The sequence below is a fragment of the Streptomyces sp. NPDC047869 genome, from assembly GCF_040704065.1.
GTDB lineage: Bacteria > Actinomycetota > Actinomycetes > Streptomycetales > Streptomycetaceae > Streptomyces.
This window is the reverse complement of record NZ_JBEYRK010000033.1, coordinates 18,717-32,578: the sequence shown is the minus strand read 5'-3', so window position 1 is coordinate 32,578 and position 13,862 is coordinate 18,717. Positions and strand designations below refer to the sequence as shown.

General features: G+C 70.8%; 13 protein-coding genes. 8 read left to right on the top strand and 5 right to left on the bottom strand.

Going from position 1 to position 13,862, the window contains the following annotated elements:
- Nucleotides 1-751 precede the first annotated feature (751 nt).
- Together AB0924_RS31455 and AB0924_RS31450 are read right to left on the bottom strand one after the other, a co-directional pair.
- Nucleotides 752-2,584 carry an AMP-dependent synthetase/ligase gene (locus AB0924_RS31455; protein ID WP_366913186.1) on the bottom strand — a complete coding sequence of 611 codons (1,833 nt, stop codon included), beginning with the start codon at nucleotides 2,582-2,584 and terminating at the stop codon, nucleotides 752-754.
- Nucleotides 2,585-3,206: 622 nt separating this feature from the next.
- The gene (locus tag AB0924_RS31450) at nucleotides 3,207-3,341 is read right to left on the bottom strand and encodes a hypothetical protein (protein WP_366913184.1); all 135 of its coding nucleotides are present in this window, start codon (nucleotides 3,339-3,341) and stop codon (nucleotides 3,207-3,209) included.
- A gap of 389 nt (nucleotides 3,342-3,730) precedes the next feature.
- Here AB0924_RS31450 and AB0924_RS31445 point away from each other — a divergent pair, with 389 nt between their 5' ends.
- The 3 genes from AB0924_RS31445 (at nucleotide 3,731) to AB0924_RS31435 (ending at nucleotide 5,062) form a co-directional block, all read left to right on the top strand.
- Nucleotides 3,731-4,030, top strand: a complete 300-nt coding sequence (locus AB0924_RS31445; protein ID WP_358939460.1) for a DUF1778 domain-containing protein — start codon at nucleotides 3,731-3,733, stop codon at nucleotides 4,028-4,030.
- Nucleotides 4,027-4,413, top strand: a complete 387-nt coding sequence (locus AB0924_RS31440) for a fic family toxin-antitoxin system, toxin component (protein ID WP_366913183.1) — start codon at nucleotides 4,027-4,029, stop codon at nucleotides 4,411-4,413. The genes AB0924_RS31445 and AB0924_RS31440 overlap by 4 nt, the downstream gene beginning before the upstream one ends.
- A gap of 256 nt (nucleotides 4,414-4,669) precedes the next feature.
- A complete protein-coding gene (locus AB0924_RS31435; RefSeq protein WP_366913182.1) occupies nucleotides 4,670-5,062 on the top strand; it encodes a hypothetical protein in 393 nt (130 codons plus the stop codon).
- A gap of 158 nt (nucleotides 5,063-5,220) precedes the next feature.
- Here the strand turns inward: AB0924_RS31435 and AB0924_RS31430 are convergent, their stop codons facing one another.
- A complete protein-coding gene (locus tag AB0924_RS31430; protein ID WP_366913180.1) occupies nucleotides 5,221-6,165 on the bottom strand; it encodes a DMT family transporter in 945 nt (314 codons plus the stop codon).
- 20 nt (nucleotides 6,166-6,185) lie between these two features.
- On the opposite strand from AB0924_RS31430, the gene AB0924_RS31425 reads away from it, so the two are divergent.
- Complete coding sequence (locus AB0924_RS31425) at nucleotides 6,186-7,865, top strand: PLP-dependent aminotransferase family protein (RefSeq protein WP_366913179.1); 1,680 nt, start codon at nucleotides 6,186-6,188, stop codon at nucleotides 7,863-7,865.
- A 118-nt stretch (nucleotides 7,866-7,983) separates the two neighbouring features.
- Nucleotides 7,984-9,489, top strand: a complete 1,506-nt coding sequence (locus AB0924_RS31420) for an ISL3 family transposase (protein ID WP_366913178.1) — start codon at nucleotides 7,984-7,986, stop codon at nucleotides 9,487-9,489.
- A 60-nt stretch (nucleotides 9,490-9,549) separates the two neighbouring features.
- Here AB0924_RS31420 and AB0924_RS31415 read toward each other — a convergent pair whose 3' ends face one another.
- Both AB0924_RS31415 and AB0924_RS31410 read right to left on the bottom strand, forming a co-directional pair.
- Nucleotides 9,550-9,918 carry a hypothetical protein gene (locus AB0924_RS31415; protein WP_358938439.1) on the bottom strand — a complete coding sequence of 123 codons (369 nt, stop codon included), beginning with the start codon at nucleotides 9,916-9,918 and terminating at the stop codon, nucleotides 9,550-9,552.
- An 8-nt stretch (nucleotides 9,919-9,926) separates the two neighbouring features.
- On the bottom strand, nucleotides 9,927-10,184 hold the full coding sequence (locus AB0924_RS31410; RefSeq protein WP_358938532.1) for a hypothetical protein: 258 nt from the start codon (nucleotides 10,182-10,184) through the stop codon (nucleotides 9,927-9,929).
- A gap of 814 nt (nucleotides 10,185-10,998) precedes the next feature.
- On the opposite strand from AB0924_RS31410, the gene AB0924_RS31405 reads away from it, so the two are divergent.
- From AB0924_RS31405 to AB0924_RS31395, 3 genes are all read left to right on the top strand, one after another.
- The gene (locus tag AB0924_RS31405; protein WP_358938441.1) at nucleotides 10,999-11,460 is read left to right on the top strand and encodes a hypothetical protein; all 462 of its coding nucleotides are present in this window, start codon (nucleotides 10,999-11,001) and stop codon (nucleotides 11,458-11,460) included.
- A gap of 444 nt (nucleotides 11,461-11,904) precedes the next feature.
- The gene (locus AB0924_RS31400) at nucleotides 11,905-12,462 is read left to right on the top strand and encodes a DUF4253 domain-containing protein (protein WP_366913176.1); all 558 of its coding nucleotides are present in this window, start codon (nucleotides 11,905-11,907) and stop codon (nucleotides 12,460-12,462) included.
- 238 nt (nucleotides 12,463-12,700) lie between these two features.
- Nucleotides 12,701-13,459 carry a class I SAM-dependent methyltransferase gene (locus tag AB0924_RS31395; RefSeq protein ID WP_366913175.1) on the top strand — a complete coding sequence of 253 codons (759 nt, stop codon included), beginning with the start codon at nucleotides 12,701-12,703 and terminating at the stop codon, nucleotides 13,457-13,459.
- The last annotated feature ends 403 nt before the right edge of the window (nucleotides 13,460-13,862 follow it).

Here is a 13,862-nt window from a genome sequence, read left to right as displayed (position 1 = left end):
CATGACCCCCTTCGATCTCGCGGTCGTTGACGATCCACGACAACCAGCGGATCCCCGCTTCCTCACCCCCGCCCACCTCACCGGCCCCGGCTGGAAAGCGGACCCGGCCATCTGCCAGGCCCTGCCCCGCCGTTCGGCACCACCGCCCCCGTGATCTGCCTGCCGTATGTCTCCCGCGCCTTGCCGGGAGCAGCGCGGGCCGGCCCGCCCCCCGGGCAGCGGCCGGACGCGCCTGTCGTGAAGGCCCCGGCGTCGCGCGACTCCCCCGGCCGGAGCGCAGCCGGGCGCGCCGCCCGTAGGGTGCGCGCATGACCGCCCCCGCCCCGCTGTCCGCCCGCCTGGCCGACCGGCTCATCACCGCCCTGCGGCACGGCCAGGCCCTCGACGAAGCGGCCAAGTCCGGCTGGAACGGGGCGAAGCACGCAGGTGAGGAGAGCCGTGGGAGCTGGGGCGTTACGGACGGTGCCGCTGGCGGGAGAGCTCACCGCGTCGCTGATCAATCGGACTGCGGCCCGCTACGGTCTGCCGGCCGCTGGTGTGCTGCGGCAGTGGACGTGCCGCAACTCTCCAGCCGGCTGGACGGCGGCGGCGTGCGGGCCGACGCGGAGATCGTGCTCAACGAAGCCGGGCGGGGTGTGCTCGCCGGGCTGTGCGGGGTTGAGCCGACGGTACTGGCCCGGGCCCTGCCCGCTTTCACCGTGGATGATCCCAAGATCAGCAACGGGGCCGTCCGACCGCCGGTAAGGGGTCCTCAGGAGCTGTACAGCGCTTCGATGTCGGCCGCGTACGCCTGCACGATCGCGGCGCGACGCAGCTTCAGCGACGGCGTCATGAGGCCGTTGGCCGTGCTGAACTCGTTCGGGATGATCCGGAACGCGCGGATCGCCTCCGCCTGGGAGACCGCCGCGTTCGCCATCGTCACGGCCCGCTGGATCTCGCCACGCAGTTCCTCGTTGATCGGCGCCTCCCCGGGCCGGGCGTGCTGCTGTGCGCGAAGCCGGCACCAGTGCTGGGACGCCTCGGGATCCAGGGTGATCAGCGCCGCGATGAAGGGACGGTTCTCGCCCACGACGAGGCACTGGGAGATCAGGGGATGTCTCAGCAGCCGCTCCTCGAGCACCCGGGGATTGACGCTCTTGCCGCCACTGGTGATGAGGATGTCCTTCTTGCGTCCGGTGATGACCAGGAAGCCGTCGTCGTCCAGCCGGCCCACGTCGCCCGTCGCGAACCACCCGTCGCGCAGCACCGACCCGGTGGCCGCCGGATCGCCGAGGTAGCCGGAGAAGACGACGTCCCCGCGGACCCAGATCTCCCCGTCCCGTGCCACGTGGACGGAGCAGCCGGGCAGGGGTCTGCCGACGGTCCCGAAGCGGGGCCGGCCCGGTGGCTGGCTGGTGACGGCGGCGGTCGTCTCGGTGAGCCCGTATCCGTCGTGGATGGTGACCCCGGCTCCGGCGAAGAACAGGCCGAGTTCCCGGTCGAGACTCGACCCGCCGGAGGTGGCGTACCGGACCCGGCCGCCGAGGACGGCCCGCAGCCGCCCGTACACCAGACGGTCGAAGACGGCGTGCGAGGCCTTCAGCAGCGGTCCGGGCCCCGAGCCCTCGCCCCTGTCCCGGCGCTCCACTTCCTCGGCGTAGCGCACCGCGACGTCCACGGCCCGGTCGAAGAGCGCCTCCCGGCCGGCTGCTTCGGCCGAACGCCTGGCCGAATGGAAGATCTTCTCGAAGATGTACGGCACGGCGAAGACGTACGTCGGCCGGAACGACGCCAGGGCGGGCAGCAGCGCGGCGGGGGACAGGTCCGGCTGATGCCCCAGCCGGACGCCGCCGCGCATGCAGACGACCTGCACCATCAGACCGTAGATGTGGGAGAGGGGCAGGAAGGCCAGAACGGCCGGCTGCTCACCGGGCTCGGCGAGGACCTCCCGCCAGCCCGCGTTCAGGGTGTCGCATTCGGCCGCGAGACCGGCGTGGGTGATCAGGCAGCCCTTGGGGTGGGGGCCGGTGGTGCCGGAGGTGTAGGCGATGGTGGCGACCGAGCCCGGCTGCACTGCCCTGCGGTGCTGGTGCACCACGTCGTCGGGGATGCCCCAGCCCGCGTCCGCCAGCCACTGGACGCAGTTGGCGTCCAGTTGCCATATCGCCCTCAGCAGCGGCAGCTGGTCGCAGACCGCCCCCACGGTCATGGCATGGTCCTCGTGTTCCACCACGACGGCCACCACCTGCGCGTCCGACAGGATCCAGCGGACCTGGTCCGCCGAGGAGGTGGGGTAGACGGGGACCACCTGGGCGCCGAGGGACCACAACGCGTAGCTGAAGAGCGTCCACTCGTAACGGGTGCGGGACATCACGGCGACGCGGTGACCGAACTGGATCCCGCCGGCCAGCAGCCCCTTGGCCAGCGCCAGGACCTCGTCGCGGAACTCGGCCGCGGTGACCGCACACCACCTCTGCTCGTCCAGGGGGTCGCGCCGCGCCAACTGCTCCAGTTTCGGGTCGCGTTCCGCCACCTCGTACACCGAGTCCGCAAGGCCTCCCGCCGGCAGGGTCTCCACCAGTGCCGGAAGGCTGAAGTCGCGCACGCTACCCCCATGATGAGCCGTTCACCGTGCCCGCCTCGCGGCGGGCAGGGGCGCAACATACCGGCCGTCATCCCGGGAGCCTAGGGGCTGTCCGCCAATTCTCGTTGCATCGGTGCGCGGTGTCCGGTGCCGGGGGTTCTCCCACGCCGTTCAGGCCGCGGGGGGAGCGTCGCAAGGTGGAGAGGCGCCCCCTCGCAAGGGGGTTTCGTGGGGCGTGCCCGGCAAGGCGGCGAGGGGTCGGCAGGCGGATCCGCCGCCTGGGAGCGCGGCGGATCGTTGACGGTGGACGCTATGCGGTCTTGCAGTACGCGTCGATAGCGGTGTTGATCTGCTTGGCCTCGGCCGGGCTCACGGTGTGCGTGCTGGTGCTGAACCGGGCCTGTGCGACGTCGTCGACCTTCGGCGACTTGCCGTTGATGGCCGAGCACTGGTTGCGGGTGTTGTCGAGTCTGGCACCGAGCTACACGTCCTGGCTGCCCTGGGTCTGCGGGGGGCGTTCGTGGCCGGGATGTGGGGTGCTGCTCCTGGCTTGCATTGTCGGGATCAGCCCGCAGTGGTCAGCCCTGACCCCGGGGTGGGGTGACGTGACGCGACCCAAGGAAGGGTTTCACGTCACGTCACCTCACTGCGATTCATCCCCCGAGCCGCCGCGCCGCGAGTTGATCAGCGCCACGATGATGGCGCTGAGGGCGCTGATGATGGCCGCCGTACCGCCACGCACCCGGATCGCCGGCCTGGCGACCCGCGCACGGAACATCGTCGACTCCGGCCTGTGCCCCGCACTACGGCCGTCCCCGACTGGCCCGCCCGCCTCGCCCAGCTCCAGCACTTCACCGACACAGCCGCCACCGAGTGGTCCACGCACTGCGGGCAGTCCTCGCACGGACCGAGCCCGGCGTGCGCCTCTCGGCTGGCGTACAGCCGCCACCCTGTCGCCGGAACGGATCGAGCAACTGTCCGACATCGGCATGCGCTGGACCTGACCGCCACCCAGCTCGACCGCCCAGGCACAACTACTGGGCCGTGAAACGTACGTTTAGCGTACGGAGTGCGCACGAATGCTCGTCGTGGTGTGTGGGGGGTGTCGGACCCTGTGCTGGGGGCCTGGACTGTTGAGCCGGCGGTATCGGCGGTACCGTTGGTACCATGACTCATCCGAAAGCCATGAACCTGCGTTTTCCCGACCCGGCCCAGCGCGCCGCGATCGAGACCGCCGCACGGCAGGAGGGCGTCAGCCTGCAGGAGTACATCCTCTCCGCGGCCTACGCCCGTGCCACCGCCGTCGAAGAGCGCTTCCTGGAGGCGTTCCGGGCGTCGGTGGCTCACAGCGGTGACGCGTTCGCGGAGGACGGCGGTGTGGCCGATCCCGGTGCGGAGCAGCGTGCGGCAGAGCTTCAGGCGCGGCGTGATCTTGAGGAGCAGCAGGATCGGGGTCACGCCGCGTGACCCAGAACGATCCGCTGCACCCGATCGATGTGACCTTCCTGCTGCACGCGGCCGAGCTGCTGCCCGATGACCCTCAGGTGGACGACTACGGCCCGCTCTACGCGGCGGTCGCACGGGTCAACGCCAGGGCGATGGAGCGGGACATCTACGGCTCCGTGTATCTCAAAGCGGCAGCCCTGCTCCAGACACTGGCGAAACTGCCCTGCCTGGAGCACTCGAACGAGGCCTTCGCCTGGCACTCGACCGAGGCGTACCTGGCCCTGAACCGACACCGGCTCGACTACCCGCCGAAAGAGGCGGTCACTCTGGTCCGCGACGCTGCTTCCGGCGCCCTGGGAGTCGGCCTGATCGGCCGCCAACTACGAGCTTGGAGTGTCTCCTGACGCGGCTTCAACCAGTACCGCCGTTGCGGGCTTCAGCCTGCAGCGGCGGGCTCTCTGCGGCCAGGGCGCCCATACTCGAGGACTGACACTGGCTCAGTAGCTGCATCTCGGTACTGGCGCTGCCACGGCATTTCGTAAGGTCCGGGGGTTGTCATGCTGTCCCGGCGGCGGCCGCAGTCGTACGGACCGCCTGCAGCCACAGCGGCGCGGTCGCCTTGGAGCGTGTCGCGCAGGCGGACGCGCATGCTGAGCGGGCATGGACGACGTCACCACCGCGGCCGGCATCTCCCGCCAAGCCGCCCGCAAGCGGTGGCGCGACGCCGCCGGCACCCAGTGGAACCTCTACACGCTCACCGGACCCGAGCGCACCCGCATGGAGCGGGGCATCTCGCTGTACCGCAGCCGGGAGAAGGCCGTCAGCCGCGGCCTGTACGCGGTCCGGCAGGGACAGGCCACGACCGGCGGCACCTTCGCCGCCGCCGTCAGCGACTCCACCCGCACCGTCGTGTGGGCATGCCATTTCGCCCCCTCACCTACGACGCCGTCGAAGTGCCGCTGCCCAGAGCCTGCTGACCGTTCCCGCCGCGGCAGTCAGAAGTACACCTCCTGGCTGCACTCCTGGGCGCTGCATGTGGACAGCATCACCTGACAGACAGTGCACCAGCACACGCTCGACGGCCGTTCGTCACTCTGACACGCCGCCGGTCTTCCCTGCCCCGAATCCGGTTAGCCGCCATCCGGAAATCTCGACAAGCTCCCGGCGCGCCACCGCGGCACGAGAGTTCCGGTCGGCCGTCGCACCTGTGCCTACCTGGAGCGCGCCGACGTGGGCGAGGGTCCTGTCCGGGGCGCGGCGTCCACGGCGGCGGCTGCGCCGTGAGCCCGAGACGCCCGCAGCCCCCCGGCCAGCCCCCCGATCACCACCGCGATCCCCAGCCACACCGAGGATCCCGGCACCCCCGTGCCCGTCGCCGTGCCGGCCGCTGCCGCCGCGAGCGGGGCGATGCCCGTGAGGAGGCCCGCGCGGCCGGCGCCGACGGTGCGTACGGTCGAGTACCAGAGCACGAAGGCGACCGCCGTGACCAGCAGTGCGAGGTAGCCCACGGCCGCCCACTGCGCTCCCGTCAACTCTCCCGCCGCCGTGGGACCTTCGCGTGTCACGCCGAGGACGGTGAACAGCACCGCGCCCAGCCACGACGCGTGCACCGACACCCCCCACGGCGTGTGCCGGCCGAGCACGGGTACCGCCAGCAGCGTGAACGCCGCCTCGCAGCCCAGGGCCAGGGCCGCCCAGGCCACCCCGGCCGCATCCGTACGGCCCGTGCCTTCCACCAGGACCGCGCCCGCCACCACCACGGGCGCCGCCAGCAGCACCTGCCGGCTCGGAGCGCGCCGTTCCAGCAGCGGGCCCAGGACCCCGAGGACCACCGGCACCGACGCCACCGCGACCGCGATCACCGCGGGCTCCGCGTGCGCGACCCCCCGCACCACGGCCACGTTGAACAGCACCAGCCCCGTCACCGCGAGCCCCGCCAGCCACAGCCACTCCCGGCCGCGCGGGCGGACCGGGCGGGTACCGGCGAGCCGGGCGAGGAGCAGCAGGATCGCGGTCGCGGCCGCGTAGCGCACGGCCTGGGCGGTGAACAGCGGCGCGTCGACGAGCGCGTGCGACACGCTGACGCTGCTGCCGACCAGCACCATCCCGACCATGCCGGGGACCAGGGGCGCGAAGGATGCGGAAGGGGTGTCCATGGGTCCACCCTGGCCGCACAATGGACGCCATGGGTAGGTCCAAAGAGCCGTCGGTCGAGGGGTCCAAGACCGCCGCAGCGGACGCGATGGTGAGATCGGCCGGTACGGCTTGCGGGGCCGGCGGCGCGGCCGACGGCCGTCCGTCTCGGCCCGGCGCCTCCCTCGGTTCCGACTTCCTCCAGCTCGACGTCGCCGACGCGCCCCCGGGCGGGCGGACCGCCTGGCTCGCCGACCGGCTGCGGTCGGCCATCGCCGACGGCCGGCTGCCGGTCGGGACGCGGCTCCCCGCCAGCCGCGTGCTCGCCGAGGAGCTCCGGGTCACCCGGGGCGTGGTCACCGAGGCCTACCGTCGGCTGTCAGAGTCAGGCCAGATCGCCGGCCGGGGCGGAGGCGGCACGGTGGTCGTCGCCGCCCCGGCGCCCCCGGTGTCTCCCTCAGCACCGCCCGCAGCCTCCTCTGCATCCGGCCGCCCCTCATTCTCGTCACCCCCCGCCGCCGGGCATCGGGCCTCCCACCCTCGCACCCCCACTCCCGTCCCCGACGCCTTCTTCGCCTCCCCCCACCGCGACGGCCTCGTCGACGCCCTGCGCGGCCTGCCCTGCCGGATCGACCTCTCCCCGGGCGTGCCCGACCTCGCCGCCTTTCCCCGGACCGCCTGGCTGCGCGCCGAACGCGCCGTCCTCGCCGCCGTCACCCCGGCCGACTTCGGCTACGGCAGCCCTCAGGGCGCGCCCGCGCTGCGGCGGGCCGTTGTCGGCTGGCTGGCCCGCAATCGCGGCATCCGCGCCGACCCGGACGAGGTCGTGGTGGTCGCCGGTGTGGCGCAGGCCCTGGGGCTGCTCGGGCAGCTGCTGCGTGCCGAGGGCGTCGACCGCGTCGCCGTCGAGGACCCCGGCTCGCTCGGCGCGCGCCAGCAGCTGGAGTACGGCGGCCACACGACCGTCCCCGTTCCCGTGGACGCCGGCGGCCTGGACGTCGACGCGCTGCGGGTCTGCGGGGCCCGGGCGGTGCTGATGACCCCGGCGCACCAGTTCCCCACCGGCGTGGTCCTGGACGGGGAACGCCGGCGCGAGCTGCTGCGCTGGGCGGCCGAGGGCGGCGTCGTGATCGAGGACGACTACGACGCCGAGCACCGCTACGACCGGCCCCCCGTACCGGCACTGCGCTCGCTCCTGCCCGACGGGGTCTGCTACGCGGGCAGCGTCTCCAAGCTGCTCGCCCCCGCACTGCGGGTCGGCTGGCTCCTGGTTCCGCCGCGCCTGCGCGACGCCCTGGTCACCGCCAAGCGGTACGCCGATCTCGGCAACGGCATCCTCACCCAACTGGTCCTGGCCCGGCTCATGGACTCGGGCGAGCTCGAACGGCACTTGCGCCACGTCCGGCGCCGCCACCGCAGGCGCCGGGACGTGATGGTGCGGGCCGTCGAGGCACACCTGCCCGGCGCCCGCGTCCACGGGGCGGCCGCCGGACTGCACCTCATGGTCACCTTCGCCGACGGGCCCGGCAGCCGCGTCCGCGACACCGACCTCGCCGCGGCCGCGTTCGCCCGGGGTGTGAAGGCCCACCCCCTGTCCTGGCACCGCCTCACCCCCGGCCCGCCCGGCCTGGTCCTCGGCTACGCGGCGGGCGCCGCCCACGAGATCGAGGAGGGCATCGCCCTCATCGGGGAGGCGCTGCGGGCCCTGCCCGCTGCCGCCTGACCCCGCCGCTGCCCGGGTCACCCACGGTTGTGATGGGTCTGTTCCGTAGTCGGTGGTGACGGTGAGTGCTCGCCTGTGATCATTGAGCGTGCATGATGCGAACGGGCTTGTCGGAACGGTGCTTTCGGGGTTGTCGGCGTTGGTCATCGAGGACGTGGCGGACGGTGGCGAGATGGTCCGGGTTACGGCTCGGACCCGAGATGTTCCCGTTCCCTGTCCGGTGTGCGGGGTGGTGACGGGGAGGGTCCACGGGTATCACGACCGGACGGTGCGGGATGTGCCGGTAGACGGTCGGCACGTCGTGGTCCGGGTGAGGATACGACGGCTGGTCTGTCCGGTCCTGGGCTGCAGGCGGCAGACCTTCCGAGAGCAGGTCCCCGGGCTCCTGGAGCGTCATCAGCGCCGCACGACACGTCTGACCGGGCAGCTCTCCGAGCTGGTCAAGGAGTTATGCGGCCGGGCGTCCGCCCGACTCGCCCGATCGCTGGCCGTGCCCGTGTCGTACGCCTCCGCCTTGCGGCTGCTGCGGCGGGTGCCCGTGCCGACGGTACAGGTCCCGCGGGTGATCGGGGTCGACGACTTCGCCCTGCGGCGCCGGCAGAGCTACGCCACGATCATCATCAACGCCGAGACCGGTGAGCGGATCGAGGTACTGCCCGGCCGCGAAGCCGCCGCTCTGGCAGCCTGGCTGCGCGGGCATCCGGGCATCGAGGCCGTGTGCCGGGACGGGTCGGCCACCTACGCCGAGGCGGTGCGCCGAGCCCTGCCCGACGCGGTCCAGATCAGCGACCGGTGGCATCTGTGGCACAACCTCGCCGAGGCCGTCCGCAAAGAAGTCGCCGCGCACAGCGCCTGCTGGGCGAAAGTGGGCCCGCCCCCGGCTGAGGGGAGACAGGCCGCCACCACCCGCGAGCGCTGGCAGCAGGTCCACGCCCTGCGCGAGCGCGGAGTCGGACTTCTGGAGTGCGCACGACGGCTGAACCTCGCCTTGAACACCGTCAAGCGCTATGACCGTGTCGCCGAGCCCGAGCGCCTCATCCGCGCCCCCAAGTACCGGCCCACCCTCGTGGATCCCTACCGCGATCACCTGCGCAAGCGCCGACTGGAGAACCCGGCCGTCCCCGTCACCCATCTCCTCCAGGAGATCAGGGAGCTGGGCTACACCGGCAGTTCGAACCTGCTGGTCCGCTACATCAACCAGGGCCGTGTCGAGGCCGACCGGCCCGCACTCTCGCCCCGGCGCCTGGCCCGCTACCTGCTCACCCGCCCCGACCGCCTCAAGGACCATCAGCGGGAACGAATCGAGGCCGCCCGCACCGCCTGCCACGAGATGACCGCTCTGGCCGACCTCATCCACCGCTTCGCCGTGCTGCTGGATCCCGCCGACGACAATGCCGCCCTGCTGAGCACCTGGATCACCTCGGCCCAGGCCGAGGACCTGCCCCACCTGCATGCCTTCACCCGGGGCCTCGAGAAGGACCGCGCCGCAGTCGATGCCGCCCTCACCCTGCCGCACCACAACGGCGGCACCGAAGGCGTAAACAACAAAACCAAGCTGATCAAGCGCCAGATGTACGGCCGCGCGAGCTTTCCCCTCCTCCGCCACCGCATCCTCCTGGGCTGACATCCACACCCTCCGTCACCACCGACTACGGAGCAGACCCGAACGATTTACAGTCCCTGGTCAGGGGGTGAGGTCGAGAACGCGGACCGGTTGGCCGTGCCACCGCTCAGGGGCAGTGGTGGCGATGATCGCCCCGTCGGGGCGGTCTGGGGTGGGCTGAGCGGCGTGCTGGGCGTGCGCGGTGGCCCAGGTGTTCTGCGCGGCCACGGCGAGGGCGGCAGGCAGGTCCAGGTCCAAAACGGTGACGCCGGGTAGCGCGGCGAGATGCTCTGCCGTGCCGGGCCGGGCGCGGTCGGCTTCGACCAGTGCGCAGGTCGGGGCGTAGAGGTACCAGCCGGTTTCCACGTGGGCGCGGTGGATCAATCGGGAGGCAAGGATGTTGCCGAGGCCGGCTGCGGCCATGGCGGTGTCGTCGAGGACGATGTGCATCGCGTCGCTCACTGCGCGCCCGCTTGCGCCAGCCGGCGGTCGAGTTCGTTGTCGAGGTCCCGCTCCTGTGTCGGGGTGGGCGCGTAGCCGGTCCATTCTTTCAGTGCAGCGCGGGCCTGCTCAGCTCGCTCGGCCCGCTCTGCGGGAGTGAGGAGGGTTTCAGCGAGCCGTGCCAGGTAGGCGCGCAGTGACATGCCCTCGGCTGCCGCTATGGCCGCCAGCCGGTCTCGGGCTTCCTCGGGGATGCGGACATTGGCGTCGGACATCATCGTGCTCCCTTCCACCCTCACAGGGTACGGGTACGTACCCATACCCGTAAAGGTCCAGACGCTGCTCCCGGACATCCGAAGCACTGCTCCCGGGTTATGTCAGCGCTAGGAGGGCCTGTCTGACAAATGATCACCGAGCGGGTGCGGCTCGGTCCAACTGCCTTGCCGTCCTGACGGCAGCCAGTGATTCTGGGCAGGTGCCAGGACAGGGGAAGAGAAGGCGGCGGCAAGAGGACACGCGGCAGCGGCTTGCTGCTCGCACTGCGCCAGATGCGGGACAGTGGGAAGTGGTCGTTGAGACTCAGGACCAGGCGGAGATGCGTACGCGGTTGCGCCGTCTCCGGGAGGCAGGAGTCGATGGGGAGATGATCCGGATCGACACGCTGTGCGGGCGCCTTGCGCTGCCGACCACCTACCGGCTGAGTCGTTTCGTGACGGACCCCGCTGCGTGGACCCCGAAAGAACCCGACCGTGAAGCGAGCTCGCTGGTCCCCGATCAACCACTCCCGGCACCTTTCCCTCATCCCGGCTGCCGATGCTGCCCCGCTGCCGTTCACGAGACCAACTGTCGCAGGATCCGCTGACCGCGCCCTGACACGCCCGTTCGACCTCTCTCAGCACATAACCAGCCGCCGACCCCGGGAGCACACGCCATACGCGATCAGACCGAGGACGGGCGCGGGCTCGTGCCCGTGCAGTAGCACCAGTTCCAGATCAGCGACGAGGACGGCCCCGCCGCTCGGTATGCCGCGCATAGCCGCAGCTCAACCCGCCCCGGCGGAGGGAACGGCTTCGCTGACACAATCACTGGATGACCAGCAATGACATCCGGTTCGACTGCCAGCACCGTGGCGACGGCGGCCCGCTCGTGATCGTCCCCCGCATCGACGGAGCACCACTCACCAAGCTGATCGACGGGTTCGAGATCGCCGCCGGGATGCAGCCCGCAGGCGACGCCTACGGCGGTCTGATCCCGGAGTTCTTCCGGTTCGGCCCGATGCCGGATCACTTCCTCGGACGGTCCACCAACACGATGGGGCCGAAGACACCCGTTCTCGGTTGTGAATGCGGCGAGTGGGGATGCTGGCCCCTCATGGCCCGCATCACTGCGACGGCCGACTTCGTGACCTGGGACGCCTTTGAGCAACCGCACCGCAAGGCCCGAGACTATGTGGCATTCGGCCCGTTCCAGTTCGACCGTCACCAATACGATGACGCTTTGCAAGCCCTGAGCACGGAGATCGGCTCCGACGTTGACAGCACGCGCGCATGAGCGCCACCAGGCGCTGCCTGCTGGGCTAATAGCGGCTAACACAATGGGGTGGATCAAGGCTGACGCCCATGCGGAGGGGCAGCTCAGACAGCGCTGAAGCCCACGGCACGCCGCGGACGTTGCCGTGCGGGCATGTCTCGGAAGCTGCGTCTGCCCCGATCAGTGATGGGCGGTGTCGGTGACCGCGGCTAACGTGCGCGCATGTACTCGTCACTGCCCGATGGGCTTCCGCCAGGCCGTTGCCTCCCCGAAGTCGTCCGAGGCGACGCCCCACCACCGCGCATGTGGCTATCCGAGGAACCAGTTTCGGATCCCGTGGGGTCGTGGACGCACTGCCAGGGTCGACGCGAGGAAACCGGACTGTGGTCACTGCTCGTCTCCGCCTCTTACGGACCTGGGCGGCCCACCGCCCTCGCGTCCGTCGACGCACTGGACCTTCACGACGTGCTGGAACGGGACTGGCACTCCTATCGAGCCTTCCAACTGAGGCAGCTTGCGGCGCCGCAAGAACCGGAGGACCTGCCAAAGGGCGTCGAACCCTGGAACGAGGATCCCGGGGCGCCGTTCGACCGCTGGCCCGGCCTGGCGGCCGACATCCCTTCCCTGGCCAACGACGACCCTGATGCCGCCGCCCGCACCGCCATCGCCCGGCTCATGGCTGACCCATACCCACTGCCCAAGCCTCATCTGGCCCTGGTTACGGCCGCCCGCTCCGCCGACATTCCCGCGGTCATGGGCTGGCAGGCGGAAGCCCCGTTGCCCCTGCTGTGCGCCCTGCTCCGCAGTTGGGAGGACCGCTTCGGTGCGCGGGTTGTCGCCTTTGACGGAGCAATGATTCACGTCTCCGTCGCACGGCCACCCCGGGACGCCGATCACGCCACCCATCTCGCTCTCGAACATGTGCTGACCGGCGCCGACAACATCAACGACGGCACCGTTCCGTATCCCGACTACGCTGCCTCACTCATCAACTCTCCCCTCTGGTCCTTTTGGTGGGACTGACAACGGCCGACGCAGCAAGCTGAGCTGTCGGTGTGTGATCAGGCAGCAGGCGAGTTTCAGGAAGGCTTCATGGATGTCGGCACATCGTGCGCATCGTCGTCATGACGATCGGCGCATCCACTGATACGGATCGGAGGTGCAACGGCCTCTCATCAGGGCCTGGTCAATCACTTGCGCTGGACGCGGTCCCGCCGTGCACTGCTGACAACTCCTCCCTGCACCCGGAAAGATCGCAGGCATGGCATCTCACGGGAACCAAGCCCGCGCCCTGTCCTTCGACACCGTTGCCACGCAGTACGCTGCCGCCCGCCCGGACTATCCACCGGCCCTCTTCGACGCCGTTGAGGAACTAGCTGGCCGATCGCTGGCCGGCGCCGACGTGCTGGACTGCGGGGCCGGCACTGGCATCGCCACCCGGCTGCTCCGCGAACGCGGCGCCCACGTCGTCGCCCTGGAGCCGGGCGCCGGTATGGCCGCCGAGCTGTGCGCAGCCGAGCCGGAGACCCCGCTGGTGCGGGGCGAAGGGAACCGCCTCCCCTTCACCGCCGACACCTTCGATGTGATCACCTACGCCCAAGCCTGGCACTGGACCGACCCGGCCCAGTCCGTCCCCGAAGCGCTGCGCGTGTTACGCCCGCACGGCGTGCTGGCCCTGTGGTGGAACCAGGCCGATGTCCGCGTCCCATGGGTCGCTGCGGAGGATGCCCGACTTGCGCCCTTCACCCGCGACTACCCGACAACCGTGGCCGAGCTGTTCGCCCCGTTGCCGGTTCACGTGTCTACCCGCGAGATCCTGTGGTCGCGCCGGATCACCGTCGAGGAGCACATCCACAATCTCGGCACCCACTCGCACTTCGCCGTCATGAACCCAATCGAGCGGGCCGAACTCCTCGACAGCAACCACACCGCGCTGGCGCGGCTCTTCCCCGACGGCAATCTCGACGAGCCCTACCGGTGCGGCCTGACCGTCGTGCGATCAGCGACCACTCACGCCTGAGCAGAACCGAATACACACAGTTGCGGAACGCTCGGGCCCCAGCGTGCTCGATCGCTGAGTGCTGCCCGAAACCGTCGACAACCGTTGCCCACTCTCGCATACGAAACCAGGCGGTTCTTCCGCTTTGCTCGCTCCCAGCACATCGTCCTGGTCGACCCGACCCGCACCCTGCTGGTGAAGTAGCCGAACGGCTTCCGCGGCCTCACCCACACCCTCGACCAGCAGCGCGAACTCTCCCGCCGCTGGATCACCAGCGACGACGTCCACCCGCACGAGGCCCTGCTCGGCATACTCGCCCTGCTGCACGGCGCCTCCAGCACGGAGGCTTGGATGCTGCAGGTCACCGACCTCCACCCGGCGGCTCATACGATCCGGCTCGGCAAGCGACCCCACCCCATCCCGC

Coding starts and splice junctions, on each gene's coding strand:
- AB0924_RS31450 (WP_366913184.1), bottom strand. CDS start 3,341: ATGTTCCGTGCGCGGGTCGCCAGGCCGGCGATCCGGGTGCGTGGCGGT.
- AB0924_RS31410 (WP_358938532.1), bottom strand. CDS start 10,184: ATGTCCGACGCCAATGTCCGCATCCCCGAGGAAGCCCGAGACCGGCTG.
- AB0924_RS31415 (WP_358938439.1), bottom strand. CDS start 9,918: ATGCACATCGTCCTCGACGACACCGCCATGGCCGCAGCCGGCCTCGGC.
- AB0924_RS31395 (WP_366913175.1), top strand. CDS start 12,701: ATGGCATCTCACGGGAACCAAGCCCGCGCCCTGTCCTTCGACACCGTT.
- AB0924_RS31445 (WP_358939460.1), top strand. CDS start 3,731: ATGACTCATCCGAAAGCCATGAACCTGCGTTTTCCCGACCCGGCCCAG.
- AB0924_RS31435 (WP_366913182.1), top strand. CDS start 4,670: ATGGACGACGTCACCACCGCGGCCGGCATCTCCCGCCAAGCCGCCCGC.
- AB0924_RS31405 (WP_358938441.1), top strand. CDS start 10,999: ATGACCAGCAATGACATCCGGTTCGACTGCCAGCACCGTGGCGACGGC.
- AB0924_RS31425 (WP_366913179.1), top strand. CDS start 6,186: ATGGACGCCATGGGTAGGTCCAAAGAGCCGTCGGTCGAGGGGTCCAAG.
- AB0924_RS31430 (WP_366913180.1), bottom strand. CDS start 6,165: ATGGACACCCCTTCCGCATCCTTCGCGCCCCTGGTCCCCGGCATGGTC.